The sequence below is a fragment of the Paenibacillus sp. NPDC057967 genome (assembly GCF_042887015.1).
Taxonomy (GTDB): Bacteria; Bacillota; Bacilli; order Paenibacillales; family Paenibacillaceae; genus Pristimantibacillus.
In genome coordinates, this window is the sequence record NZ_JBHVQB010000009.1 from 221,610 (window position 1) to 246,086 (window position 24,477).

22 protein-coding genes are annotated in these 24,477 nt (G+C 54.4%); 19 read left to right on the forward strand and 3 right to left on the reverse strand.

The features are described 5' to 3' along the window. Positions 1–148 precede the first annotated feature (148 nt). Together ACFVSO_RS23135 and ACFVSO_RS23140 are read left to right on the forward strand one after the other, a co-directional pair. Positions 149–841: a response regulator transcription factor gene (locus ACFVSO_RS23135; RefSeq protein WP_387478415.1), complete on the forward strand. Its 693-nt coding sequence runs from the start codon at positions 149–151 to the stop codon at positions 839–841. Then, complete coding sequence (locus tag ACFVSO_RS23140) at positions 838–2,592, forward strand: sensor histidine kinase (protein WP_387478098.1); 1,755 nt, start codon at positions 838–840, stop codon at positions 2,590–2,592. Before ACFVSO_RS23135 ends, ACFVSO_RS23140 begins: the two co-directional genes overlap by 4 nt. Before the next feature lie 105 nt (positions 2,593–2,697). Here ACFVSO_RS23140 and ACFVSO_RS23145 read toward each other — a convergent pair whose 3' ends face one another. Beyond that, the gene (locus ACFVSO_RS23145; RefSeq protein WP_387478100.1) at positions 2,698–3,498 is read right to left on the reverse strand and encodes a metallophosphoesterase; all 801 of its coding nucleotides are present in this window, start codon (positions 3,496–3,498) and stop codon (positions 2,698–2,700) included. A gap of 228 nt (positions 3,499–3,726) precedes the next feature. Here ACFVSO_RS23145 and ACFVSO_RS23150 point away from each other — a divergent pair, with 228 nt between their 5' ends. The 6 genes from ACFVSO_RS23150 to ACFVSO_RS23175 all read left to right on the forward strand — a co-directional run bounded on the left by ACFVSO_RS23150 (position 3,727) and on the right by ACFVSO_RS23175 (position 7,563). Further along, positions 3,727–4,509 carry a sulfite exporter TauE/SafE family protein gene (locus ACFVSO_RS23150; RefSeq protein ID WP_387478103.1) on the forward strand — a complete coding sequence of 261 codons (783 nt, stop codon included), beginning with the start codon at positions 3,727–3,729 and terminating at the stop codon, positions 4,507–4,509. A 63-nt stretch (positions 4,510–4,572) separates the two neighbouring features. Next, positions 4,573–5,160, forward strand: coding sequence for a sulfurtransferase TusA family protein (locus tag ACFVSO_RS23155; protein WP_387478417.1), 588 nt, complete (start codon positions 4,573–4,575; stop codon positions 5,158–5,160). Further along, on the forward strand, positions 5,157–6,296 hold the full coding sequence (locus tag ACFVSO_RS23160; RefSeq protein WP_387478106.1) for an MBL fold metallo-hydrolase: 1,140 nt from the start codon (positions 5,157–5,159) through the stop codon (positions 6,294–6,296). The genes ACFVSO_RS23155 and ACFVSO_RS23160 overlap by 4 nt, the downstream gene beginning before the upstream one ends. A 21-nt stretch (positions 6,297–6,317) precedes the next feature. Continuing rightward, complete coding sequence (locus tag ACFVSO_RS23165; protein ID WP_387478109.1) at positions 6,318–6,548, forward strand: sulfurtransferase TusA family protein; 231 nt, start codon at positions 6,318–6,320, stop codon at positions 6,546–6,548. 105 nt (positions 6,549–6,653) lie between these two features. Beyond that, on the forward strand, positions 6,654–6,914 hold the full coding sequence (locus ACFVSO_RS23170) for a metal-sensitive transcriptional regulator (protein ID WP_387478112.1): 261 nt from the start codon (positions 6,654–6,656) through the stop codon (positions 6,912–6,914). Positions 6,915–7,083: 169 nt separating this feature from the next. After that, positions 7,084–7,563: a DsrE/DsrF/DrsH-like family protein gene (locus tag ACFVSO_RS23175; RefSeq protein WP_387478419.1), complete on the forward strand. Its 480-nt coding sequence runs from the start codon at positions 7,084–7,086 to the stop codon at positions 7,561–7,563. Positions 7,564–7,752: 189 nt separating this feature from the next. Here ACFVSO_RS23175 and udk read toward each other — a convergent pair whose 3' ends face one another. Continuing rightward, positions 7,753–8,385, reverse strand: coding sequence for a uridine kinase (udk, locus tag ACFVSO_RS23180; protein ID WP_387478115.1), 633 nt, complete (start codon positions 8,383–8,385; stop codon positions 7,753–7,755). Between the two features lie 238 nt (positions 8,386–8,623). Between udk and glpK the strand changes: the two genes are divergently transcribed. From glpK to mglC, 10 genes are all read left to right on the forward strand, one after another. After that, a complete protein-coding gene (gene glpK, locus ACFVSO_RS23185; RefSeq protein ID WP_387478118.1) occupies positions 8,624–10,117 on the forward strand; it encodes a glycerol kinase GlpK in 1,494 nt (497 codons plus the stop codon). A 145-nt stretch (positions 10,118–10,262) separates the two neighbouring features. Beyond that, the gene (locus tag ACFVSO_RS23190; protein WP_387478121.1) at positions 10,263–11,948 is read left to right on the forward strand and encodes a glycerol-3-phosphate dehydrogenase/oxidase; all 1,686 of its coding nucleotides are present in this window, start codon (positions 10,263–10,265) and stop codon (positions 11,946–11,948) included. A gap of 125 nt (positions 11,949–12,073) precedes the next feature. Then, positions 12,074–12,592, forward strand: a complete 519-nt coding sequence (locus ACFVSO_RS23195; protein ID WP_387478124.1) for a hypothetical protein — start codon at positions 12,074–12,076, stop codon at positions 12,590–12,592. Further along, a complete protein-coding gene (locus ACFVSO_RS23200) occupies positions 12,589–13,278 on the forward strand; it encodes an AIM24 family protein (RefSeq protein WP_387478127.1) in 690 nt (229 codons plus the stop codon). The genes ACFVSO_RS23195 and ACFVSO_RS23200 overlap by 4 nt, the downstream gene beginning before the upstream one ends. Before the next feature lie 138 nt (positions 13,279–13,416). After that, positions 13,417–15,072, forward strand: a complete 1,656-nt coding sequence (locus ACFVSO_RS23205) for a response regulator (RefSeq protein ID WP_387478130.1) — start codon at positions 13,417–13,419, stop codon at positions 15,070–15,072. Then, positions 15,069–16,898 (forward strand): histidine kinase, encoded by a 1,830-nt coding sequence (locus ACFVSO_RS23210; protein ID WP_387478133.1) that lies wholly within the window; start codon positions 15,069–15,071, stop codon positions 16,896–16,898. The genes ACFVSO_RS23205 and ACFVSO_RS23210 overlap by 4 nt, the downstream gene beginning before the upstream one ends. Then, positions 16,888–17,898, forward strand: coding sequence for a substrate-binding domain-containing protein (locus ACFVSO_RS23215; protein WP_387478136.1), 1,011 nt, complete (start codon positions 16,888–16,890; stop codon positions 17,896–17,898). The genes ACFVSO_RS23210 and ACFVSO_RS23215 overlap by 11 nt, the downstream gene beginning before the upstream one ends. Before the next feature lie 245 nt (positions 17,899–18,143). Continuing rightward, the gene (locus tag ACFVSO_RS23220) at positions 18,144–19,166 is read left to right on the forward strand and encodes a galactose ABC transporter substrate-binding protein (RefSeq protein ID WP_387478139.1); all 1,023 of its coding nucleotides are present in this window, start codon (positions 18,144–18,146) and stop codon (positions 19,164–19,166) included. 93 nt (positions 19,167–19,259) lie between these two features. Beyond that, the gene (locus tag ACFVSO_RS23225) at positions 19,260–20,822 is read left to right on the forward strand and encodes a sugar ABC transporter ATP-binding protein (RefSeq protein ID WP_387478141.1); all 1,563 of its coding nucleotides are present in this window, start codon (positions 19,260–19,262) and stop codon (positions 20,820–20,822) included. Beyond that, entirely contained in the window at positions 20,800–21,819 is a 1,020-nt protein-coding gene (mglC, locus tag ACFVSO_RS23230) for a galactose/methyl galactoside ABC transporter permease MglC (protein WP_387478143.1), read from the forward strand. Before ACFVSO_RS23225 ends, mglC begins: the two co-directional genes overlap by 23 nt. Positions 21,820–22,140: 321 nt before the next feature. Here the strand turns inward: mglC and fabF are convergent, their stop codons facing one another. Continuing rightward, entirely contained in the window at positions 22,141–23,379 is a 1,239-nt protein-coding gene (gene fabF / locus ACFVSO_RS23235; protein WP_387478145.1) for a beta-ketoacyl-ACP synthase II, read from the reverse strand. A gap of 124 nt (positions 23,380–23,503) precedes the next feature. Between fabF and ACFVSO_RS23240 the strand changes: the two genes are divergently transcribed. Next, positions 23,504–24,364, forward strand: coding sequence for a helix-turn-helix transcriptional regulator (locus tag ACFVSO_RS23240; protein ID WP_387478147.1), 861 nt, complete (start codon positions 23,504–23,506; stop codon positions 24,362–24,364). Positions 24,365–24,477 lie beyond the last annotated feature (113 nt).

Here is a 24,477-nt window from a genome sequence, read left to right on the forward strand (position 1 = left end):
CATTATAGAAACCGTCATTTACTTTCTGTTAATGCCGGTCTTATTTTTTGCTGAAGAGACGGGCATCCGTTAAACGGAAATTAAGGTTTCTATAGTAAAATAAGGATGGAGGGGATAGAGATTGGATGTATCGAACGCGAGAATTATAATGATAGACGATGAACGCGCCATTACGAAGATGCTGGACATGACGCTTCGCAAGGAAGGCTTCCGTTATCTGTTCACCGCCCATAATGCCGTAGATGCTCTCAAGTTGATTGGAAAGCATGGCGCTGATATTGTGCTGCTGGACGTGATGTTGCCGGATCAGACCGGCTTTGATCTCTGTCCCAAGATTAGAGAGCTGTCCGATGCCCATATCATCTATTTGACTGCGCGGGCGTCTGATCTTGATGTGCTGACCGGTTTTGCGACAGGCGGAGACGACTATGTCACAAAACCGTTCAATCCGCTTGAGATTGCAGCCCGAATAAAAGCGCGGCTGCGCCGCGGCGGCGTGACGCCTGTCTCGGTAATGGAGGAGAAGCGACAGCGTTATGACTTCGGACGGTTCGTGCTCGACGATGCGGCGGGTGAGCTGCTGGTGGAAGGCAAGGAGGTCGCTTGTCCCGCGATGGCGTATCAGTTGCTTCATTTCTTGTGCAAAAATCCAGGTATTGTTTTTTCCAAAGCTCAGCTGTATGAGGCCGTATGGGGCCTCGATGGCGATGGCGATGACAATACCGTTATGGTTCATATCCGCAAAATCCGTGAGAGGATTGAGCGCAATCCAAGCGAGCCTAGCCATCTTCTGACTATTCGCGGACTCGGCTATAAGCTGGCGAAGGGAAAGCAGTCATGAAGACTCGCAATGTAAAGCGAAGGCTGACCCTTCATTTTACCTATCAGATGTTATTGCTGTTCGTCTTTGTTCTGCTCATGGTATTTACGATATTGCTTGTCTTCATTCAATTATTAGTCAATGAGGATATGAAACAAAGATTTCCGTTCGGGTCGCTGGATGTCATCATTATGGAGACGGATGTGACGGAGCAGAAAGCCGTAGTGCCGAAGCGTTGGGTGGAACAGCTGGCAGAACAACATTACTGGCTGCAAGTGGTGAATAGCCAAGGCGATGTGATCTATGAAGTGAATACGCCTGAGGATGTGCCGCAAGCTTATACTACGGGAGAGCTGCTCGTTATCGAGCAGACGAAGCGGTACGGTCCCTACGAAGTGATGATGTCGCTGGACGATTCGGTGCCGAACATGGCTCTATTCATGCTAGGTTATGTGAATGATCGTTCGGTTGAGGTCCAGTCCATTTATGCCAAATATGCGAGAGACGGTGTTGTGAGGGAAGAGGCAGCCGAGCAGCTTAACGAAGAACTGGCGAAATCTCGGCATACGCTGCAAATTATAGATGGCAACGGCCAAGTGCAGCAATCGGTGGGCATGCCAATGGAACGGAAACGGTACGCTCCGCTTGAGCTTATTACAATGGAGAAGATGAAGGGCAATTTTCCAACAATCGTATCCGTCCATGCGGATCGTGAAACGGATTCATTCTGGGTATTGCACCAAAGCAAACGGGGAGGCTACGTCAAGCAGCCATTCATGAAAGAAGTAATCATCACGGCTTCCTTCATTGGAGGAGCGATTCTAATCGCAACACTAGCCTTCTCCATTTATCATGGCTACCGCTATGGCAGGCCGCTGCTGCTGTTCATTGATTGGTTCGCACGGCTTGGCAGAGGTCAATATGAAGAGACGTTGTCCGCGAAGGATCAGAAGCGGGTCTATCGCAAGAATGGCAAGCTGCGCCGAAAGTATAAGCTCTATAAGGAAGTCATTGACGGATTCCGCGAGATGACATTAAGGCTGCACGCTGCGGAGCAGGATCGCACTCGGCTCGAGAAGACGAGGGAAGAATGGATGACGGGCATCTCACATGATCTGCGCACTCCGCTTAGCTCGATACAGGGCTACGGCCATTTGTTGGAGAGCGGGCAATACAGCTTTACAGAGGAAGAACTAAAGGAGATGGGCGGTACGATTCGGGATAAGAGCGACTATATGATCGATCTGATCCAGGACTTCTCGCTGGCATTCCAGCTTAAGAACAAGCAGGTTCCGTTTGAAGTAAAGCCAATCGAGCTGCAGGAATTCGTCAGACGGATTGTTCTTAACTACGTGAATGACATGACGATGGAGGGCACGACGTTCCAATTCGAGAATGAAGACGAGGCGACGCGGGTTCGGGTGCTTGCGAATGACAAGTGGTTCGCGAGGATGCTGGACAATATTATCATTAATGCCGTCAAGCATAATCCGGAAGGCACAACCATCACGGTGAGTGTCGCGGTATCGGTTGGTTATGCCGTTCTGACCGTGAAGGATGACGGAATCGGAATGGATGAGGAGACGCTGCTGAACCTGTTCGAGCGTTATTATCGCGGCACCAATACGGAGGAGAAGACCGGTGCGGGTCTAGGCATGAGTATTGCCAAGTCGATTGTTCTTGCGCATAACGGCACGATTAAAGCGGAATCCGAGGTAGGCCGCGGTTCGACGGTTATGATAGCTCTTCCGATTCTGTTGCATTCGCCTTAGCCGACAGACAAAATAGCTTGAGGGTAATGAGTGTCTAAAAATGATAAAAAGGACCGGCTGCATCGCAATAGCGAAGCGGCCGGTTCTATTTGCGCAGGGGAAATTTCATTCCTGGCCGATTGTGAAGACAGCGATCTCAGGCGGGCAGCCTAGACGAACCGGAATTTTTACCGTTCCCAAGCCCCTATTGATATAGAAACGTCTGCGTTTGTCCACATTTTTAATGCCTGTGTGGAAATGCTTATAGGCCCCTATCGTATGGTCTCGCAATCGGATTTGGCCGCCATGGGTGTGGCCTGTGAGCAGTAAGTCATAGAGGACGTTGTTTTCCTGCAACAGCTTGATGATGCTTGGAGAATGAGCCAGCATGATGATATAGTCTTGCTTCTCCAATTCGGCAGGGCTTATCGTCAGCAGCTCGTTCCCGTAGATGGAGTTGTCAAATCCGTAGATTAGGCCTCCATCCGGTTGATGGAGGATCTTGCAGGCGCGATTCACCAATACAGTCACGTTCATATCCTGAAGCGACTGGAGGATGTCCTGGTATTCCTGCTCTGTGTATCTTTTTTTGCGAAAGCCGTTCCAGCCTTCGCGTTCGTAATTGCCTGGCACGAAGGTGATGCGGGGAACTTGCAGCTTTCCGATTTCCTTTAGCACACGCTTGAACTGGCCCTTTCTTGACGCAAGGTCTCCGGTAATGATGATATGATCGGGATTTAACCGGTTCACCTTGCGACTAATCGAGCCGTTCAAAAACAAGGTACGCCCATGAATATCCGTTAAATGAACTACAGTAGCCTTGAAGCGGGACGGAGCAGGCGGGCGATGCCATGTCGTTCTGACCCAGCAGGTTTCGAAAATGATGTACAAGACAGTCAAACAAACGATTATCCAAATGATGATCACTACGGTTACCTTTCCCTTTCTCCGGCAAGCAGATTCCTATGGCTTCAACCTTAATTCTACAAGCTTGGTGTCGATTCCTGTGTCCGCGAATGGTGCAACATGAGCTGTCTTCCTGCCGCAGGTTGACAATCAGATCATAAGGACCTATTATTATACCCATACAGGTATATGTATAAATAATAAACTGAGGTTTATGCGTACACCCCAACTTGATAAAGCGAGGTGCTCTTGAATGTGGAGATAAGCTGGATTATCCTGTTATTCGCGATTGGCTTTATCGGTTCTTTCTTATCCGGTATGGTCGGCATCGGCGGTTCGATTATCAAATATCCCATGCTGCTCTATATCCCTCCGGCACTGGGGTTCACGGCTTTCTCGGCCCAGGAGGTGTCCGCGGTTAGCGCGGCGCAGGTGTTTTTTGCTTCATTGGCGGGCTTGCTTGCCTACCGGAAGGGCGGCTGGATTCATAAGCCGTTGGTTATGTATATGGGCATACCGATCGTGCTTGGCAGCTTTATCGGCGGCTATGGATCGAAGTTTCTGTCTGATTCGGTCATTAACGTGACCTATGCCGTACTGGCTCTCATCGCGGCAGTGATGATGTTTATGCCCAAGCGCGGGGGAGAAGGAGATGGCAGCATCGCGGCGTTCAACAAACCGCTCGCGGCAGGCTCCGCGGCAGCGGTAGGCATCTTGTCAGGAATTGTAGGGGCAGCAGGCGCGTTCATAACGGTTCCGATCATGTTAGTGCTGTTGAAGATTCCGACACGCGTGGCGATCGCATCGTCGCTTGCGATTACCTTTCTGTCTTCCATCGGATCGACCGGAGGGAAGCTGATGGGCGGTCATATGCTGCTCATTCCATCGCTTGTCATGATTGCAGCCAGTATTATCGGTTCTCCCATTGGCGCAAAGCTGGGACAGCGAATGAACGTGAAGATACTGCAGGGACTGCTTTCGATATTGATTACCGCAACGGTTATTAAGATTTGGTGGGATTTGCTGATGTAATTTTTTTTGCTATTTTTAATACCCTACGGGGTATAAAATTAGAATGGAGGAAAGATAATGACGATGAACGTACAAGCGGATACGACGCTCGACTGTATCGGATTGGCGTGTCCAATGCCGATTGTGAAGACCAAGAAGATGATGGCTGAGCTGGCAGATGGGCAGGTGCTGGAGATCCAAGCTACGGATAAAGGCTCGCTTGCTGATCTGCAAGCTTGGTCACAGAAGGCCGGGCATCAATATGTAGGGACGATAATGGACGGCGGCGTGCTGAAGCATTACGTTCGTAAAACCCCTTCAGAAGAAATCAAACCGGAAACTCGTTATCCGCATACGGCTGGCAATGAGGAATTGGCTGGGCGGTTGGCAAGCGGTGATGAGCTTACAGTTCTGGATGTCAGGGAAGCGGCGGAATATGCCTTCCGTCATGTGAAGGGGGCTATCTCGATCCCGCTGGGACAGCTGGAGAGCCTGCATCATACACTCCGTCCAGACTCCGAGCTATACGTCATATGCAGAACCGGAACGCGCAGCGACATGGCATGCCAGTGGCTGGCTGATCACGGCTACAGCCGGGTGAAAAACGTAGTGCCGGGCATGTCAGACTGGACGGGCGAGACGGAGTCTGAGGTAGAGGGGGAAACGCCATGACGACAACTGTGAAGCCAATGGCTGCAAGCGAGCTGGCTCATAATATCACCCAGCGCGAACCGCTATTTATTCTGGATGTGCGCAATGAAACGGATTATGCCGATTGGAAAATAGAAGGGCAGAGCATAGAGAGCATGAATATTCCGTATTTCGATCTGCTGGACGGCGTGGAGGAAGCTGTGAAGCGGATACCATCCGGCCGCCAAGTGTTGGTCGTCTGTGCGAAGGAAGGCTCATCCGTGTTCGTGGCGGAGCAGCTTGCGGAGGCCGGTGTGAGGGATGTTCATTATTTGCAAGGGGGCATGAAAGCATGGAGCGAGCATCTGGAGCCGGTGAAGGTAGGCGAGCTGCCAGGCGGCGCGATCTATCAATTCGTGCGTCTGGGCAAAGGCTGTCTGTCTTACATGGTCGTATCCGGCGGTGAAGCTGCGGTCATCGATGCGATGAGAACGACCGAGGTCTATGAGGAATTCGCACGGAATCTGGGTGTGACGATCAAGCATGCGCTGGATACGCATCTCCACGCCGACCATATCTCGGGAGGCCGCAAGCTGGCTGAGCGCATGGGAGCGAAGTATTGGCTGCCGTCCAAGGATGCGGGAGAAATAACCTTCGAATATGAAAAGCTGGAGGATGGCGATCGGGTAGCGATTGGCGCTACGGAAATCGGCATCGGCGCCCTCTATTCACCTGGACACACCATAGGCAGCACTTCCTTTGTTGTGGATGGCAACTATCTGTTGACCGGCGATATACTGTTCATTACATCGATCGGGCGGCCCGATCTTGCCGGGCAAGCGGAAGATTGGGCGGGCGATCTGCGCCGAACTCTGTATGAAGGATATCGTGCTCTGTCGCCGGATCTGATTGTGCTTCCAGCACATTTTGGGCAGATGGACGAGTTGGGCGAGCAAGGTCAGGTTGCGGCTAGACTTGGCGATTTGTTCCGCGATAATCCGGGCCTTCATCTGGAGGATGAATCGGAGTTCCGCAGGGCGGTCACAGAGAATCTGCCGCAGCATCCTAATGCGTACCAGCAAATCCGCCAAACGAACATGGGCCGTATTAGCCCGACAGATGAAGAGCAGCGGGAGATGGAGATCGGCCCGAACCGCTGCGCCATTCATGACCAATAACGATAACAGGAGGAATTTACGATGAAAACAGATGCAGTGGTTGTCGATACGAAGGGACTGGCATGTCCAATGCCGATCGTGAAGGCGAAGAAAGCGCTGGACAGCATGAAAACAGGACAAATGATGAAAGTATTGTCGACAGACCAAGGTTCCCTGAACGACTTCCGGGCTTGGGTAAGAGGAACCAATCATGAGCTGGTGCAGCATGAAGAGAAGGACGGCGTGTTTACGTTTTACGTGAGGAAGCAGTAACAGCCTTTAGCAATTGGCAGTTGCTATTCCGGCAGTGACAAGCTATATTACCTCTAGGGGTATCATTTCGACAATACCAATTCCAAACAGGCTGGAGGTTGTGACATGGAGTACGATGAGAGCGTCATCCGAAGATTGAAACGAATGGAAGGCCAGATTCGCGGCGTGATGCGAATGATGGAGGAAGGCAAGGACTGCAAGGACGTGGTTGCTCAATTGTCCGCCGTGCGCAGCGCAGCCGACAAAGCGATGGCTTATATCGTCGCTCATAATTTGGAGCAATGTATTACGGAAGAGAAGGAACGGGGCGGAGACACCAGCAAGCTGGTGAAGGAAGCTGTAGAGCTGTTAGTGAAAAGCCGCTGAGGCTTTGCCATAGATAAGCGGGGGAGCGCTTCTTGCAGGCAGTTTCCTCGGGCAAGCGGGATGGATGAGCGGGGGAATTCTCCGGGATAACATTCCTCTTTTTTTCAACACTTTAATACTATTACGGGTATAAGTATAAAGGAGAAGAGGCAAAACAATGACATCAGCGATGACTGAGAAGGAAAGAACGACGATTGTGCTGTTCAGCGGGGATTTGGATAAAGCGATTGCCGCATTCATCATTGCGAACGGGGCAGCGGCCTACGATCATGAAGTGACAATCTTCTTCACCTTCTGGGGTCTGAATACAATGCGCAAGGACGAGATTGTCCAGACGGACAAAGGTTTGCTGGAGAAGATGTTCGGCTGGATGATGCCGCGCGGTCCGAAGAAGCTCGGGCTGTCGAAGATGAACATGGCGGGTATGGGCCCGAAAATGATCAAACATGTCATGAAGAAGCATAATGCCCTGACGTTGCCGCAACTGATTGAGCTGGCTCAGGAGCAAGGCGTGAAGCTGGTCGCTTGCACGATGACGATGGATTTGCTGGGCCTTCAGAAGGAAGAGCTGATTGAGGGCATGGAGTATGCAGGAGTAGCAGCTTATCTGGGCGATGCGACAGAAGCCAAGGTCAACTTGTTTATTTAATCGGGCAAATAAAGAAGCCCCATGGGCCGTTCATCGGCGCATGGGGCTTTTTATGCTGCAAGTCTGACGATTCAGAAAAGTTATCAACAGCCTGCGTGTCAATTTGCGAAAAAATAATTATCAACATGTGCATAACGCATTTAAGCTATTCATCAACAGCTTCATCCACATATCCATAGCCGGCTTGGATTACTTGCTCCAGATGCGGTCGCCATTCAAATATTTTTCGGTCAAGATGGAGAGCAGCTGGATGCCGACTTGATTATGCCCGCCTTCGGGCAGGATGATGTCCGCGTATTTTTTGGACGGCTCAATGAATGCTTCATGCATCGGCTTCACCGTATTCAGGTACTGGTCGTGAATCGACTGAATCGTGCGCCCGCGCTCCTCAATGTCGCGCAAGACGCGGCGCAGAATGCGCACATCGGGATCAGTATCGACGAATACTTTAATATCAAGATGCTCGCGCAGCGATTCGTCGGACAATACATGCAGTCCTTCCAGGATGACGATGCGGCTTGGGAGAAGCTCGACTTGCCGATCGGTGAACCGGGTATGCTCCGTAAAGTCGTAGACAGGGGCGTATGCAGGGAGCCCTTGCTTCAGCAGAAGCAGATGCTCAATGAGCAGCTCGTTGTCGAAGGCCAGAGGATGGTCGTAGTTCACGATTTCCCTCTCCTCCATGCTAAGCTGCGAATGCCCCTTGTAATAGTTGTCTTGCGAGATAAAGGTGACTTTATCCGTTCCTTGGTTGTCGATGACAGAACGGGCGACGGTCGTCTTGCCCGATCCCGTCCCGCCTGCAATTCCTATAATAAGCATGAGCGTGTTGAAGCCTCCTGGGACTATATTCGGTTCATAACTTACGTATTGTAGCACAGCGCGCCGACGTTTTCATCCCCGGAATGAACAGGCAAGAAGTTCCGGCTTGGATTCGCTCGTACATCCGTGACGAGGCTCGTTTGAAGGAAGCAGATGAAATCCCGTTTGAATTTTTGTAAAATAAGGTATACCTTTTATAACTTTATTGTAAGCGTTCTTATAGATGGGGGAGATCGGAATGGGGCCATATATGCTGGCGATTGATCAGGGAACGACAAGTACGCGGGCGCTGCTTGTGGATCGGAAGGGGAATATTGCGTCCATCGCACAGGAGGAGTTGCCGCTGAGCTATCCGGTGCCCGGCTCGGTAGAAGCGGACGCTGTGTTCATATGGGACTCCACACAACGAGTGCTGAAGGATGTGCTGGAGAAAAACGCCGTAAGTGCGGAGCAGATCGCAGCGATCGGCATTACGAACCAGCGGGAGACGACAGTCGTGTGGGACAAAGCGACCGGGGAGCCGATTCATCCAGCCATCGTATGGCAATCCCGGCAATCCTCCGATATTTGCGAGCGTCTTCGTGCGGATGGACGCGAGGATGAGATTCGGGCGCGGACGGGCTTGCTTATCGATCCGTACTTTTCTGGCACCAAGGTCACTTGGCTGCTGGAGCAGGTGGAAGGCGCGCGGGAGCGGGCGGAGAGTGGAGAGCTGCTGTTCGGCACGATTGAGACCTGGCTCATCTGGAAGCTTACCGGCGGGAAGGCGCATGTGACGGATGTCTCGAACGCTTCTCGTACTTTGATGTTCAATATTCATGAGCGGAAGTGGGATGAAGAGCTGCTCGCTATGCTCGGTGTGCCCGCAGCTATGCTGCCGGAAGTGAAGTCCTCCTCAGAGATATACGGGAAGCTGGATCAATCGTTGATCGGCAAGGAGATTCCGATTGCGGGAGCGGCGGGCGACCAGCAGTCAGCCCTGTTCGGACAAAACGCCTTCACGCGCGGCTCAACCAAAAATACGTACGGCACGGGCTGCTTCATGCTGATGAATACCGGAGAGAAGGCCATTCTTTCGCAAAAAGGGCTGCTGACGACGATTGCCTGGGAGCTTGACGGCAAGCTGGAGTATGCGCTGGAGGGCAGCGTCTTTGTTGCGGGAGCGGCGATCCAGTGGCTGCGCGACGGGCTGGAGCTGATCGAGTCCGCTGCAGAATCGGAGACGCTTGCCGCCGAGGTAGAGTCAACGGATGGCGTCTATGTCGTGCCCGCATTTGTCGGGCTGGGAACGCCTTATTGGAACAGTGACGTAAGAGGTTCCATATTCGGTCTTACGCGCGGCACGGGCAAGGCGCATTTCGTCAGAGCGGTGCTGGAATCGCTCGCCTATCAGACGAAGGATGTCCTATCTGTGATGGCAGAGGAGTCCGGGCTAGAGCTGCATTCCTTGGCTGTAGACGGGGGCGCGGTTGCCAACGACTTGCTTATGCAATTCCAGAGCGATCTGCTGGGCGTGCCTGTGGAGCGGCCGGTTATCGGGGAATCGACTGCGCTTGGCGCTGCATTCCTGGCCGGGCTGGCGGTCGGCTTCTGGAAGGACCGCGAGGAAATTGCATCCTTGCGCCAAGTGGATCGGCTGTTCCAGCCGAATATGACAGATGAACGAAGACAACAATTGTACGGCGGCTGGAAGCGGGCTGTCCGGGCGGCAATGGCCTTTTCCGAAAAATAATAGTAGTTGTGAGAAAACTGCAGGTTAGCCGGCGTTCCGTGAGGAGATGTCGGACGCTTGCGGTTTTTTATGTTTGGGAATACGCCATGGCGGCAAAGAAGAAGAATAGCCATATGCTAATTAGAGAGTGACAGGAGGGAATACCATGAGTGAGGACAGGAAGACGGGATCGGCCTTTCATGCGAATGAGCGGCTGCGGTTGCTGGAGCGAATGGCGGAGAGCCGGTTGGACGTGCTCGTTATCGGGGGAGGCATTACCGGTGCGGGCATCGCGCTGGATGCGGCAAGCCGCGGCATGAAGGCTGGACTCGTGGAGATGCAGGACTTTGCGGCGGGTACCTCCAGCCGCTCGACCAAGCTGATCCACGGCGGGCTGCGCTATTTGAAGCAGCTGGAGATTGGTGTGGTTGCGGAGGTGGGCAAGGAAAGGGCGGTTGTCTATGAGAATGGCCCGCATGTGACGACGCCGGAGCGGATGCTGCTGCCGCTGTATCAAGGAGGGACCTTCGGCAAGCTGACGACCTCTATGGCGCTTCGCTTCTATGATTTTCTGGCGGGCGTGAAGAAGGACGAGCGCCGCAGTATGCTCAGCAGCTCCGCGACCTTGCAGCGGGAGCCGCTGCTTAAGCGTAACGGCTTGAAGGGCGGCGGGCTATATGTCGAGTATCGGACGGATGATGCCAGGCTTACGATTGAAGTGCTGAAGAAAGCTGTATCGTGGGGCGCTTTGGCCGTCAATTATGCGAAGGCGGAGGAGCTGCAACGAGGTGCGGACGGGAAGATCGCCGGGGCGATGGTCCGGGATAGGCTAGGCGGCGGTCTGTTCCGCGTGGAGGCGGGAGTTGTCATTAACGCGACAGGCCCGTGGGTGGATGAGATCCGCGAGTCGGACGGCTCACGGCAGGGCAAGACGCTCCATCTCACAAAAGGGGTGCATCTGGTGTTCGACGGCGCGAGATTCCCGCTTAGGCAGGCCGTCTACTTCGATACGCCGGATGGCCGCATGGTATTCGCGATACCGCGCGAGGGAAAGGCTTATCTAGGGACTACGGATACGGACTATATAGGGGATATGGCGAACCCGGCCATGACTAGGGAGGATCGTGATTACCTGCTGAATGCTGTCAATTCGATGTTCCCGACGCTGGGACTGACGGCAGCTGATGTCGAATCCAGCTGGGCGGGACTGCGCCCACTCGTTCATCAGGAAGGGAAGTCGCCGTCGGAGATTTCGCGGCGGGACGAGATATTCGTCTCTCCATCGGGTCTGCTATCGATAGCAGGCGGCAAGCTGACTGGCTACCGCAAGATGGCGGAAGCCGTCGTCGACCGGGCGGTGAAGCTGGGTCAAGCCGCGGGTGCTCTGGCATTCGGTCCAAGCCAGACAAGAGAGCTGCCGATCTCCGGAGGCGAGACAGGCGGCTCTGATGGCTTCGAGGCGTACGTGTCGGAGAAGACAGCAGCGGGTATGGCGCTGGGCCTCGAAGCGGCGGACGCTTCGGGATTGGCTCGCCGCTACGGCTCGAATGTGGATGTATTGTTCGGCTTGTACCCCGAAGCCATCAAGCTGGCGGAGAAGCATGGCTTGCCGATCAAGCTTGCTCTTCAACTGCTCTATGCGATTCGCGAGGAGATGACGGTGAAGCCCGTCGATTTTTTCATCCGCCGGACTGGATTATTGTTATTCCATATTAAAGAAGTCCGCAGATGGAAGGGGGCTGCGCTGCAGGCGATGGGCAGCCTGCTAGACTGGAGCGGTTCCGAGCAGGAGTCCTATAGGAGAGAGCTGGATCATGCCCTGGAAGCGGCGACCGTGCCTCTATCTGATTAATGCCCAAAACTTCTCTATTATTGGAATCTTTCAAATGACAGCAATCGACAAAAATATGATAGAATAAGGGAATATACTGTGCGAACATCCTTCGTGCCATCTCTTCCAAGAAGCAGGTGATTCCCATGAGACAGACCAAAGCTATTATAATCGTATTCTTGTTATTCATCATAACGTTCCCTTTCTCATCCGCGACTGCCCATGCAGGCATGTTCGACCGGCTGAAGGACATCTACCAGGCGCCGGATAAGCTCGCCGAACTGAAGGGGCAGTACGAATCAACCAAGCAGATGCTGGAAGGACAGCTGGAGGCGCAGCAGGAGCAGCTTGAGCTTACCCGCCAGCAAGCCTCGGATCTGCTGGCCCAGCAAGAAGCGCTGCTGGCTCAGCAAGAGGGTCTGCTCACTGAGCAGGAGGAGCTAATGAAGTCCAACGAAACGCTGAGATCGGAGAATCAAGCGCTCATTGCCCAGATGGAGGCAGCCGAAGCGAAGAAACAATCCCTATATAACAAGGCTATATTCATTGCGGTCTCGCTCATCGCCGTCATTGCTGCTTACGCCTTGTCGGTCAGAATTTGGCGTTTTGCCGTCTGGCGCAAGCAGAGACGCAGCGGTCACGGTCATGAGGCTATGCTGCCATGAAAATCGCCACGCCTTCGCCAACTGGCTATGTGCGGGTGCAACTGGATGAGGGGGATGCTCTGCATGTGCTCCATCCCAAGTCGATTGTTGCATATCAAGGCGATCCGCGCAGCCGCGAGGACCGCTTCATGGATATCGGAGGCGTGTACCGCAAGAAGAAGTGGATTCGCTCCCGCTTGCAGGGAACGAGCGAATTTCTGCTAGGCCTTCCGCCTGGTTGTTCCCTGGAGACGATCGACATTCCAGAGGACAGCAGCCTGCTATTCGACTTCCGCCATGTGGCGATGTTCTCCGACGGTATGACCTTCAAAAGCAAGATTCTGAAGTGGAAGACAGCCTGGATTACAAGAGAGCTGATTCGGATCAAGTTCAGCGGACCGGGTACGCTCGGCGTATTGACCGCTGGCGATCTGGCGGCGATTCAACTGCATCCCGACCGGCCTCTCTTTGTCGACAAGAGCGCATTGGTGGCTTATCCCGAGGATGCGGAGATCAAGCTGTCCGTCTACGGGAACTCGCTGGCGAGCCAGCACATGAACGTGCAGTGGGAACTTCGCGGGAGTGGGCCTGTGCTCATTCAGACTGGCTCGCGCGATACTGGCTTGCAGGACAAGCTGACGGGAGACGGCTGGTTTAAGCGGCTTCTTCGGGAAGTTCTTCCGTTCGGCAGCGTATATATCAAATAGATTGTCTACCGATCCATCACCTTGTGAAAAGAGGTGATGGATTTTTTGTATGGAATGAATAATAATGTTTTACATCCATATGTAAGCGATTCCATTATTCGTGGCGATTATTCAAGGAGACAGAGAGGGGAAACGGAGATGTACAAGGTGCTGCTCGTCGATGATGAAGCGGATGTCAGAGAGGGGCTGCTGGGCGAGATCGATTGGCGCAAGCATGGCTTTGTGATTGCCGGGACGGCTGAGAACGGCCAGGAAGCGCTGGAGCTATGCGAGAGACTGGCGCCGGACGTAGTCATTACCGATATTAGTATGCCTTTCATGAATGGTCTGGAGCTATCCCATTGGCTGCGTCAGCACCAGCCGCTGGTGAAAATCGTCATTCTTACCGGATACGATGAATTCGATTATGCGAGGCAGGCGGTCACCTTAAGCGTGGACGAATATTTGCTCAAGCCGTTTTCTTCGGATACATTTGCGGAGCTGCTGGGCAAGATCAGGGACCGGATTGAAGCGGAGGTTGCGGAACGGGAGGATATGCAGCGGCTGAAGGAGCATTACCGTACCAGCCTGCCGCTGCTCGGCGAAGGCTTCCTTGCATCCTTGCTTACGCGCAAGCTATCCAAGTCCGTCATAGAGGAAAAAGCGCGAAGCTATGGCCTCCATCTGAAGGGAACAGGGTATACGGCAGCGGTGCTGGCGCTTCATCAAGGCGAGGATAGCGAGGGTGCCGCCGATTCCGAATCGCTTCGCGGCTCCGGCGATACAGAGCTTATGCTGCAAGCGATGTTGAATATTGCTCGGGAATGGTGGGATGCGGCGCAACTGGGAAGTGCGTTTATCCATCAGGAGAGTGTGGCGCTTATTGGCATTGACAGCGCTGCTGAGGGCGAAGCATGGGCAACCCGCATGGGCGAGACGCTGGACAATATTGTGCGCAGCATCTGCCATTACTTGAAGCTCTCGACGACGATTGGCGTCGGCTCCGTGGCGGAGGAGCTGTCCCATTTGAAGGACTCCTATTCGGACGCCTTGCTTGCGCTGGATTATCGTCTGGTGCTAGGCTCCGGCAAGGTCATCTATATTGGGGATATGGAGCATCGCGCCGGGGAGAAGTTGAGGCTTGACGAGTTAAAGACGGGTGCGCTGGTCCGCAGCTTGAAGGTAGGTACGCCATCAGAGCTGCGGGAGGCTGTGTCGGCCCTCTTTGCGGAGCCTGCCCGTCACGGGTATGCCTACAGCGATATTCAGGTGTACCTACTGGAGGTATGCACGACCGTATGGCGTACGGCGCAGGATGCGGGTCTTGCCTTGGACGAATTGTTCGGGCAGGGCTTCCAGCTCCATCTGGAGTTGTTCCGGTTTGCCGGGATACTGGAGATGGAGCAATGGCTTCAGGACGTGTGCCTTCGGATCATGCAGGAGATTGCCAGCAAGCGGCAATATACCTATAAGGACTTGGTCGAGAAGGCGATTCACTATACGAAAGAAAACTACGGCGATCCCGACCTGTCCATTCAGCAGGTATGCGCCATGCTGCATATTAGCGCGGGGTATTTCAGCGGCGTATTCAAGAAGGAGACGCGCATGACGTTCGTGCAATACTTGATGCATATCCGGATGGAAGCGGCCATGGCGCTGCTTCGGGAGACGGGGCTGAAGGCGTTCGAAATCGCGGAGCGCGTCGGATTCGCCGATCCCAATTACTTCAGCTTCTGCTTCAAGAAGCGGCTCGGCATATCGCCGAAGGAATATCGCGGACGGCTGGAGGCCGGCAGTGGAGAGCTTCCGTCATGAAAGGCGGCATACTGCGGGTTATGCGCGGCTTGGGGCTGCAGCATTGGCGGGACCGGCTTCGGACGAGCAGCATTCAGTCAATCATTATGTGGTCATTTTCGCTATGCCTGCTGTTGATCGTCATGCTTGCTGCTTTCTTGCTTTATAACAAGTTTTCGCGCACGGCGGAACAGAATGTGCTGCTCGGCACGAGCCAGATCGTGGACCAGGTGGGCTACAACTTGGAGGATTATGTAGACGGCATGGCGCAGCTGTACCGGACGATTGAGCAGCATATGCTGCCCGGAGCTTCCTGGGACGACGAGCAGGTGGCCCAGCAGCTGGATATTCTGATGAGCAGCCGGGATGACATTGTGTCGATCGCGCTATTCGACGACCAGGGAGAGCTGCTGCGCAATCATCCTGCGGAGCCGGTGCGGATGAGCGCCCGCGTAACGGCGCAAAGCTGGTTTCATTCCGCGATGCGGGTATCGAACCACCTCAGCTTCTCACTTCCTCATGTGCAGAATTTATATGACGGCACGTATAAGTGGGTCGTCTCGATGAGCAAGGGATTGACGATTGAGAAGGACGGCAAGCCCATGAACGTCGTACTGCTTGTAGATATCAATTTCAAAAAAATCGACGAGCTGAGCAGCCGGATCAGTCTGGGCAAGCGCGGCTACGTCTACATCATCGACGAGGGAGCGGGCAATATCGTGTATCACCCGCAGCAGCAGTTGATCTATATGGGGCTGCGCAACGAAAGCGTGGAGAAGGCGCTCACCTCAAGCGGCAGCTATATCGACAAGGCGGATGGCGTGAAGCGGCTCAATACGGTCAGATCAGTCTATAACATTGGCTGGAAGGTGGTCGGCGTGGCTTATCTGGACGAGATGATGACAACGAGGGAAGAGATGAACCGTTATTTGATTCAGGTGGCAGCGATCGTACTGGTGCTCTCCATTCTTGTCTCGATGGTGCTTGCTGCGTCGCTCGCCCGTCCCATCAGGCGAATGGGCGCGACGATGAAAGCGGTGGAGCGGGGTGACTTCGACGTTGAGCTGCCGCTGCGCGGACCGCTGGAGGTCGTACAGTTGTCCAGCCGTTTCAATCTGATGCTGGATAAGATTCGAGGGCTGATGCGGCAAATTATCGTCGAGCAGGAATCCAAGCGGAAGTACGAGCTGGAGGCGCTGCAAGCGCAGATTAATCCCCATTTTCTATACAACACGCTGAATTCAGTCGTTCGTATGGTCGGCATGAGCAAAAACGAGGATATCATCACGATGATTACTTCGCTCTCCAAGCTGTTCCGGATTAGCCTGAGCAAAGGGCGGACGGTCATTAAGGTAAGTGAAGAGCTGGAGCATGCCAGGCATTACCTTACCATTCAGCAAATGCGATTCAAGCAAAAATTCAAGTTCGAGATTGAAGCGGAGGAAGCGGCGCTGGACTGCTATACGCTGAAGCTGGTGTTGCAGCCTTTGATCGAAAACGCGATTGTTCACGGCATTGAATATTTGGTAGACGAAGGATCGATTCGGATTCGGGCGAGGCTGGAAGGAGAGACGCTTGTACTGGAGGTAGCCGACAACGGAGTCGGCATGTCGCAGGAGCAGCTTGCGGGATTGCTGGAGTCTGGCGATGCGCAAGAAGAGGAGGCGCAGTCATCCTCCGGTGGAGGCTCCGGCGTCGCGGTGCGCAATGTGCATGACCGAATCCAGTTGTATTATGGCGCACGGTACGGCTTGTCGTACACAAGCGAACGCGAGGAAGGCACTGTCGCGCAAATTCGAATGCCTGCCGTGCGCAAGGCCGAAGGGGAGACTGGCCATGAGGAATAGCTATCTGGATAAGGCTTATCGGAGCAAGCCGTGGCTTCGTCTGGCGGCTGCGGCATTGGCTGTACTATGGATAGTTGCATTGGCGGGATGTTCATCGTCCGATATAGAGCCTGGCAAGCTGGAGCCTCATGCCATCGGGCTTATTGCGCCTGTTCATGCGGAGGAGCAGGGCGATGCCATGCGGCTTGGCGCGGAGGCCGCGGCGAAGGAATACGGCATTCAGCTTCGGTACGCTTCCTTCAAGCCGAGTGAGGATGCTGGCGAGCAGTTGGCTGCTGCGCTGCGCATGACCGAGGAAGGCGTGTCTGCGATTCTGATCGATCCCGCGAACGGGCAGGTGCTGGAGGAACTGGCGGCTGTCGCTTCGGCAAAGGGCATTCCGGTCGTGGCGCTTAATGATGAGCAGGTTGTCAAAGGCGTACAAGGCGCCATTACAGTTGATCACGTGGAGGCGGGGCGGCAAGCCGGAGAGGCGCTGGCGAAGCTGATCGGCGGCCAAGGCTCGGTCGCCATTATGGGCTCCGATCGTTCGGACCCGGACTTGGAGCTTCGTGAAGCGGGCATCCGGGAGTCGCTCGCACAGCATTCCTCTATTCGCATCGTTGAGAACGCTAGCTGCGGCAATTTGCGGGATGCCTGCTGGAACGCGGCGAAGGGCATGCTGGACGCATCGCCAATTGATGGCGCTATTGCGCTGGAGTCCGGTGCCTCGCTCGGACTCGCGGATGAGGCCAAGAGACGGGGAGAAGCGGGAAGCTTGAAGATCGTGGCGTTCGGCACCCAGGTCGAACAGCTGTCCTTGCTTCAGGACGGTGTTATTCATCAGTTGGTTGTGCAGAACGACTTCAGCTTCGGTTATATCGGCCTGGAGCAGGCGGTTGCGCTTCTCGCGGGCAAGGAGACAACGGGCCATCCGACGATGCTGGAGACGCGGGTCGTTAATGCGGACAACATGTTCTGGATGAACAACCAGAAGCTGCTTTTCCCGTTCGTGCAGTGATGCGGGGCCGTTGACGAAGGATGGACTAATCATATCTCGTCGGCTTGACGAATGCCGAGAAATGAATGGGAAGGGGGGACCGCAGCAGGACGGGCAATGTGAAGTGATGAGAATTTTGCTAGAAGACATGAGAATATTGAATTCGCTTGCACGGAGGGATCAGGCATAATGACCATAGCGGGCGGGAGATGGAGCGGAAGAGGCTCCGGCGGCTCAGCGGAATCGAATGGAATGGGGGCTATTGGATGAAGAAAACAGGATGGGCGATGCTGGCGATGGCAACGATGCTGGCCATGACGGCTTGCAGCAGCGGTGGCGGCAAAGAATCTTCCGGCGGCGGAGCGAAAATGGGGGTAGCGATCTACAAGTTTGACGATACGTTCATGACGGGCGTGCGGAATGCGATGTCAGCGGCAGCCGAAGGCAAAGTATCGCTGGACATTGTCGACAGCCAGAATGCGCAGCCGACGCAGAACGAGAAGGTGGACCTGTTCATCTCCAAAAAATATAAAGCCATGATCATCAATCCAGTCGACCGTACGGCGGCAGGCGTTATTATCGACAAAGCGAAAGGCGCGGACATTCCGGTCGTATTCTTGAATCGCGAGCCGATCGCCGAGGATATGAACAAGTGGGATAAGGTGTATTATGTCGGCGCGAAAGCGGAGGAATCAGGCACTATTTCCGGACAGCTGCTGGTCGACTACTGGAACGCAAATAAGGCGGCAGACAAGAATGGCGACGGCAAGCTGCAATATGTCATGCTGCAGGGCGAGCCGGGCCATCAAGACGCGGAGCTGCGGACGAAGTTTTCCGTACAGGCCATTCAAGATGCTGGCATTGAAGTAGAGGCGCTCGCGGAAGATACAGCGATGTGGGATCGCGTGAAAGGTCAAGAGAAGATGCAGGCGTTCCTTGCTTCGCACGGCGATAAGATCGAAGCCGTGATCGCCAACAACGACGACATGGCGCTCGGCGCAATCGAAGCGCTTAAGGCGGCAGGTTACTTCAGTGGTGACAAGTATATGCCGGTGATCGGCGTAGACGCAACCGCTCCGGCCATTCAGGCGCTGGAGGATGGCACGCTGCTTGGCACGGTGCTGAACGATGCGAAGAACCAAGGCGCAGCATCGGTAGCGCTGGCGGATGTGCTGGCGAAAGGAGAGACGCCGACCAAAGACAATACGGGCTACGACATTACCGACGGCAAATATGTCTGGATCGCTTACAAGAAAATTACGAAGGACAATGTAGCCGACGCAAAATAAACGGCAGTAGGGAAGGGGCAACGGCATTCCATGGCGTTGCCCCTTTCGCATCATCAAGGGCGGCATAAGAACGACTGACGTGGAGGGAATGCAATGACGGTGACAGATCCTTATGTACTCCAGATGCGCGGAATATCCAAGGCTTTTCCCGGCGTACAGGCGCTGAGCGGTGTGACGCTGAAGGTTAAGCCGGGCACGGTTCATGCACTGATGGGGGAGAACGGCGCAGGGAAGTCGACGCTGATGAAATGCCTGTTCGGCATCTACAAGCCGGATGAAGGAGAGATCGTACTGGATGGCAAGAGGGCGGCGATCGGCAATTCCAGGGATGCGATTGCTCATGGCATATCCATGATCCATCAGGAGCTGCATCCTGTGCAGCATCGCAGCGTCATGGAGAATATATGGCTCGGACGGTTCCCGATGTTCTGGGCGGGGCCGTTCCGGCTGGTGAATGAAAAGCGGATGCATCAGGATACGCTGGATTTGTTCCGCGACCTGGATCTCGATATCGACCCCAAGGCCCGGACGGGCTCGCTGTCCGTCTCCAAAATTCAGTCGCTGGAAATTGCGAAGGCCGTATCATTCAACTCGAAGGTGATTGTCATGGATGAGCCGACCTCCTCGCTCACGGGCAATGAGGTGGAGCAGCTCTTCACGATTATTAACCGCTTGCGGATGCGCGGCGTCTCGATTATCTATATCTCGCACAAGATGGAGGAAATCTTGCGAATCGCCGACGAGGTGACGATTATGCGGGACGGCTGCCTGATCGGCACATGGCCTGCGTCGGAGCTGACGACCGACCTGATCATCACGCGAATGGTAGGCCGGGACTTGAAGGAGCGCTTCCCGCAGCGCACCCATACTCCCGGCATGCCGCTACTGAAGGTGGAGGGCCTAAGTTCCGTGAATCCGAAGTCGTTCCAGGACATTTCCTTCGAGCTGCGCCGGGGCGAAATCTTGGGTCTTGGCGGGCTGGTAGGCGCGCAGCGGACGGAGCTGGTCGAGGCGCTCTTCGGACTGAGGGGCGTATCCTCCGGCAAGCTGATCATGGATGGCAAGCCGATACGGATCAAGTCCCCGTCCGATGCGAAAAGGCACAACATTGCGCTGCTGACAGAGGAGCGGCGCGTGACGGGGATCTTCCCCGTGCTGTCGGTCTACGAGAATACGATTATCGCCAATCTTGGCCGTTACCGGAACCGATTCGGGCTGCTGGACGAACGGAAGGGCAGGGAAGAGGCGGAGCGCAATGTAGAGCTCCTGAGAACAAAAACGCCATCGGTGAACACGCTGATTCGCAATCTGTCCGGCGGCAACCAGCAGAAGGTGCTGCTGGCGAGATGGCTGCTGACGGAGCCGGATATCTTGCTGCTGGACGAACCGACAAGAGGCATCGACGTAGGAGCTAAGTTCGAGATTTATACGATTATTGCGAGACTGGCGAAGGAAGGCAAGAGCATCATCATGATTTCGTCCGAGATGCCAGAGCTGCTTGGCATGTCCGATCGGATTATGGTCATGAGCGAAGGAAGAGTAACCGGCATCGTTGAAGGCAAAGGAGCTACGGAGGCAGAGATTATGCGCTTGGCCGCGCAGCAGCGCAGGACGGATGCAAAGGGGAATAGCCATGAACTTACAATCCAATTTTAGAGTAAAAGATTATATTGCACAGCGCGCAATTTTTATTGTATTAATTGCGCTCGTCATCGGCATTGCGATCGCCGACCCTAACTTTTTGGCGTTTTCGACGCTCCGTGATATATTGCAGCAATCTTCAACGCGGTTAATTATTGCGCTGGGCGCGGCATTCATTCTCATTACAGGCGGCGTTGACTTATCGGCGGGGCGCGTTGTGGGACTGACTGCGGTCATCTCGGCTTCCATGCTGCAGATTGACACCTATGCGAACCGCTTCTTCCCGGACCTGCCGCAGCTATGGGTCGGTATTCCAATTGTGATCGGGATTGCAGCCGGACTTCTGGTCGGATTAATTAACGGCATTATTATTGCGAAGCTGCATGTGCCGCCGTTCATCGCGACGCTTGGGACGATGGTCGGCATCTATGGCGTCAACTCGATCTACTTTGATATGGAGCCGAACCAATCTCAACCGATCGGCGGTCTGCGCAAGGATTTTACCCAATTTGGCTCGGGTTATATCGATCTTGGCGGCGGCTACTCCATTCCGTATATCGTGCTGATCGCCATTGCGGTTGCTCTGATCTGCTGGGTGATCTTCAACAAGACCCGCCTGGGCAAAAACATGTACGCCATCGGCGGCAACGTGCAGGCCGCTCATGTCTCTGGCATTAACGTGGCACGCAACCTGATCATGATCTATGCCATCTCCGGCGCATTGTACGGTCTGGCAGGGGTGCTGGAAGCTGCCCGTACGGGTGGGGCAACGAACAACTACGGCAATATGTACGAGCTTGACGCGATCGCGGCTTGCGTCGTCGGCGGGGTCTCGACGGCTGGCGGCATCGGTACGGTGCCTGGCGTCATGGCAGGCGTACTCATCTTCGGCGTGATCAACTACGGCTTGACGTTTATCGGCGTCAGTCCGTATTGGCAGCTCATCATTAAAGGCCTGATCATCGTATCGGCCGTCGCGTTCGATATTCGCAAATATATGGCGAAGAAATAATTGTTTGTGCAAAGGCGTCCCACTGTCGGTTGACGGAGGGATGCTTTTTTGATGGAGAGATGGCGGCTATGTCTTGGAGAGAGACAGTGTTGTGAGAAAACACTAATGGCGGGAAAGTATTGAAATGAGCAGGTTAGTATTGTGTGGCACGGTTAAATGTTCACTTTGGCGCTATGGGTGGAAATAGTGTTGTGCGGCACCGTTATATTTTTCACTTTAGTGTAAGGGCAGGGGACGGTGCCGCCACTTTTTATGAGCTACAAATCACAGTTGGTGCTGGACTAACGTCTCACAAGGTGCCAGCCAGCAGCTATGTTGGTCTTATTCCTCGTAGCGGCGAAGCGCGATAACTGCGTTATGTCCGCCGAAGCCGAAGGAATTGGACAGGCCGACCGTAAGAGAGGCTTGCCGCGCCACATTCGGCACGTAGTCGAGATCGCAGTCCGGGTCCGGCGTCTCCTGGTTGATCGTCGGCGGAATGATGCCTTCCTGCAGGCTCTTCACGAGCGCGATCGCTTCCGCGCCGCCTGCCGCGCCGAACATATGGCCAATCATAGACTTGATGGCCGTCACGGGAATGCTGCGCGCACGCTCGCCGAACAACCGTTTGATAGCAGCAGTCTCGGAGCGGTCGCCAAGCTCGGTGCTGGTGGCATGGGCGCTGATGACATCAATGTCCTCCGGCTGCAGGCCGGCGCTGCGCAGCGCTTGTCTCATCGCCAGGTAGGCGCCTGCTCCTTCGGGATGGGTCGCAACCATGTGATACGCATCGGAGCTGGCTCCGTATCCGATCACTTCGGCATGAATGCGCGCCCCTCTGCGAAGAGCATGGGAGAGAGACTCCAACACGACGATACCTGCGCCTTCGCCCATAACGAAGCCGTCTCGTCCAGCATCGAACGGCCTGCTGGCTCGTGTCGGGTCATCATTGCGCGTCGATAGTGATGTTGCATTGCCGAAGCTGGCGAGGGAGATATCGGAGATGGCTGCCTCGGCTCCTCCGGCTACCACCGCATCGGCTTCGCCGGAGCGGATCAAGCGCCACGCTTCCCCGATTGCCGTATTGCCGATCGAGCAAGCCGTAACAGGGGAAAGGGTAGGCCCGGTGAGGCCATAATGGATACTGATCGTTGCGGCAGCCATGTTGGAGATCAGCATTGGCACAAGCGTCGGACTGACCCGCTCCGGTCCTCGCTCCGCCAGCACTTTGGTCTGATCAAGCAGAGTCCCGATTCCGCCGATGCCGGAGCCGACGTATACGCCAATCCGCTCCTTATCCGCAGCACCAAGATCAAGACCCGAATCTATTATTGCTTCCTCCGCAGCTGCGAGAGCGAATTGTGTGAATCGGTCCATCCGCCGCGCTTCTTTGCGGCCGAATCGTTCCTCGGCATCAAAGCCTTTCACAAGACCGGCAATTTTGGTTTTATGTCTGGATGTATCGAAAGCATCGATGATGCCAATGCCCGACTCTCCCCGAATTAATCGCTGCCAAAAAGCTTCTACATCATTGCCGAGCGGCGACAGCACGCCCATTCCTGTAATGACGACTCTCTCCATCTATTTCAACCTCCTTAGCTTGTTGCGTGAATTGAACCTAGTGTGTCATAGAAGTTATCCTATTACCAGTTTTCGTTTATACTAGTATTAAGAGCACTATGATAATAGCTTGGAGGAACACAAGATGAATTCTGAAGCCAGACTACATGCCTTATCCGAGTTTTTGAAATCAAAGCGGGCCATGCTCCGGCCGGAGTCGTTCGGCATGTCATCAGGTTCCCGGCGAAGAACGCCGGGACTGCGTCGGGAAGAGGTCGCCCAATTGGCGGATGTCAGCTTAACCTGGTATACCTGGCTGGAGCAGGGACGGGATATCCGGGTATCTCCTTCAGTCCTGAACAGTGTTGCCAAAGCACTGCAGCTTAATGAAGACGAACGGAAATATATGCTGACGCTGGCACTGGAATCGGACAGCGAGCAATCAGAGCCCGACCATGCGTCGCCAGCCGTTCCGTCCTCGTTGAAATATATTATCGATGAGCTGAGACATTGCCCGGTTATCGTATCGGATCGCCGCTGCGGCATTGTGGGATGGAATGATGCGGCAGCGTATGTTTTTCTAGATTTTGCCGAAGTACCGGTTGCCGAGCGCAACATGGTGAGACTGCTGTTTGCCAGGAAAGAGCTGCGTCGTCTGGCGGCCAACTGGGAGCACTTTGCGGGCGGCTTCCTCGCGATGTTCCGGTCTTATTACGGTCAATACGTCAAGGACGAATGGTATGAACAATTTATAAGCGAGATGAAAGCAAGCTATCCGGATTTCACAAGATTATGGGAGGAAAGCGGGGTCAGCTACGCGCCTGAGGTGTCTCTTGAGTTCCGTCATGCCCAAGCGGGCAAGATGCTGTTCCATCTGACGTCCATGCAGGCACAGGGAAGCTCGGAGCTGCGTTGCAGCATCTATACACCGGCACCGGGCTCTCCAACAGAGTCCAAACTAAGGCAGATGCTCGCCCGCAGAGAAAGCCATGAGATTCACGATTAGCGCTTCCGTGATAATCGCGAAAAGTAAAATGACGCGCCAGACTGAAGTCAGTCGGCACGTCATTTTTTGGCTGAAATGCGGTTTGCACACGCCAATAGATCCCGCTACTTCTT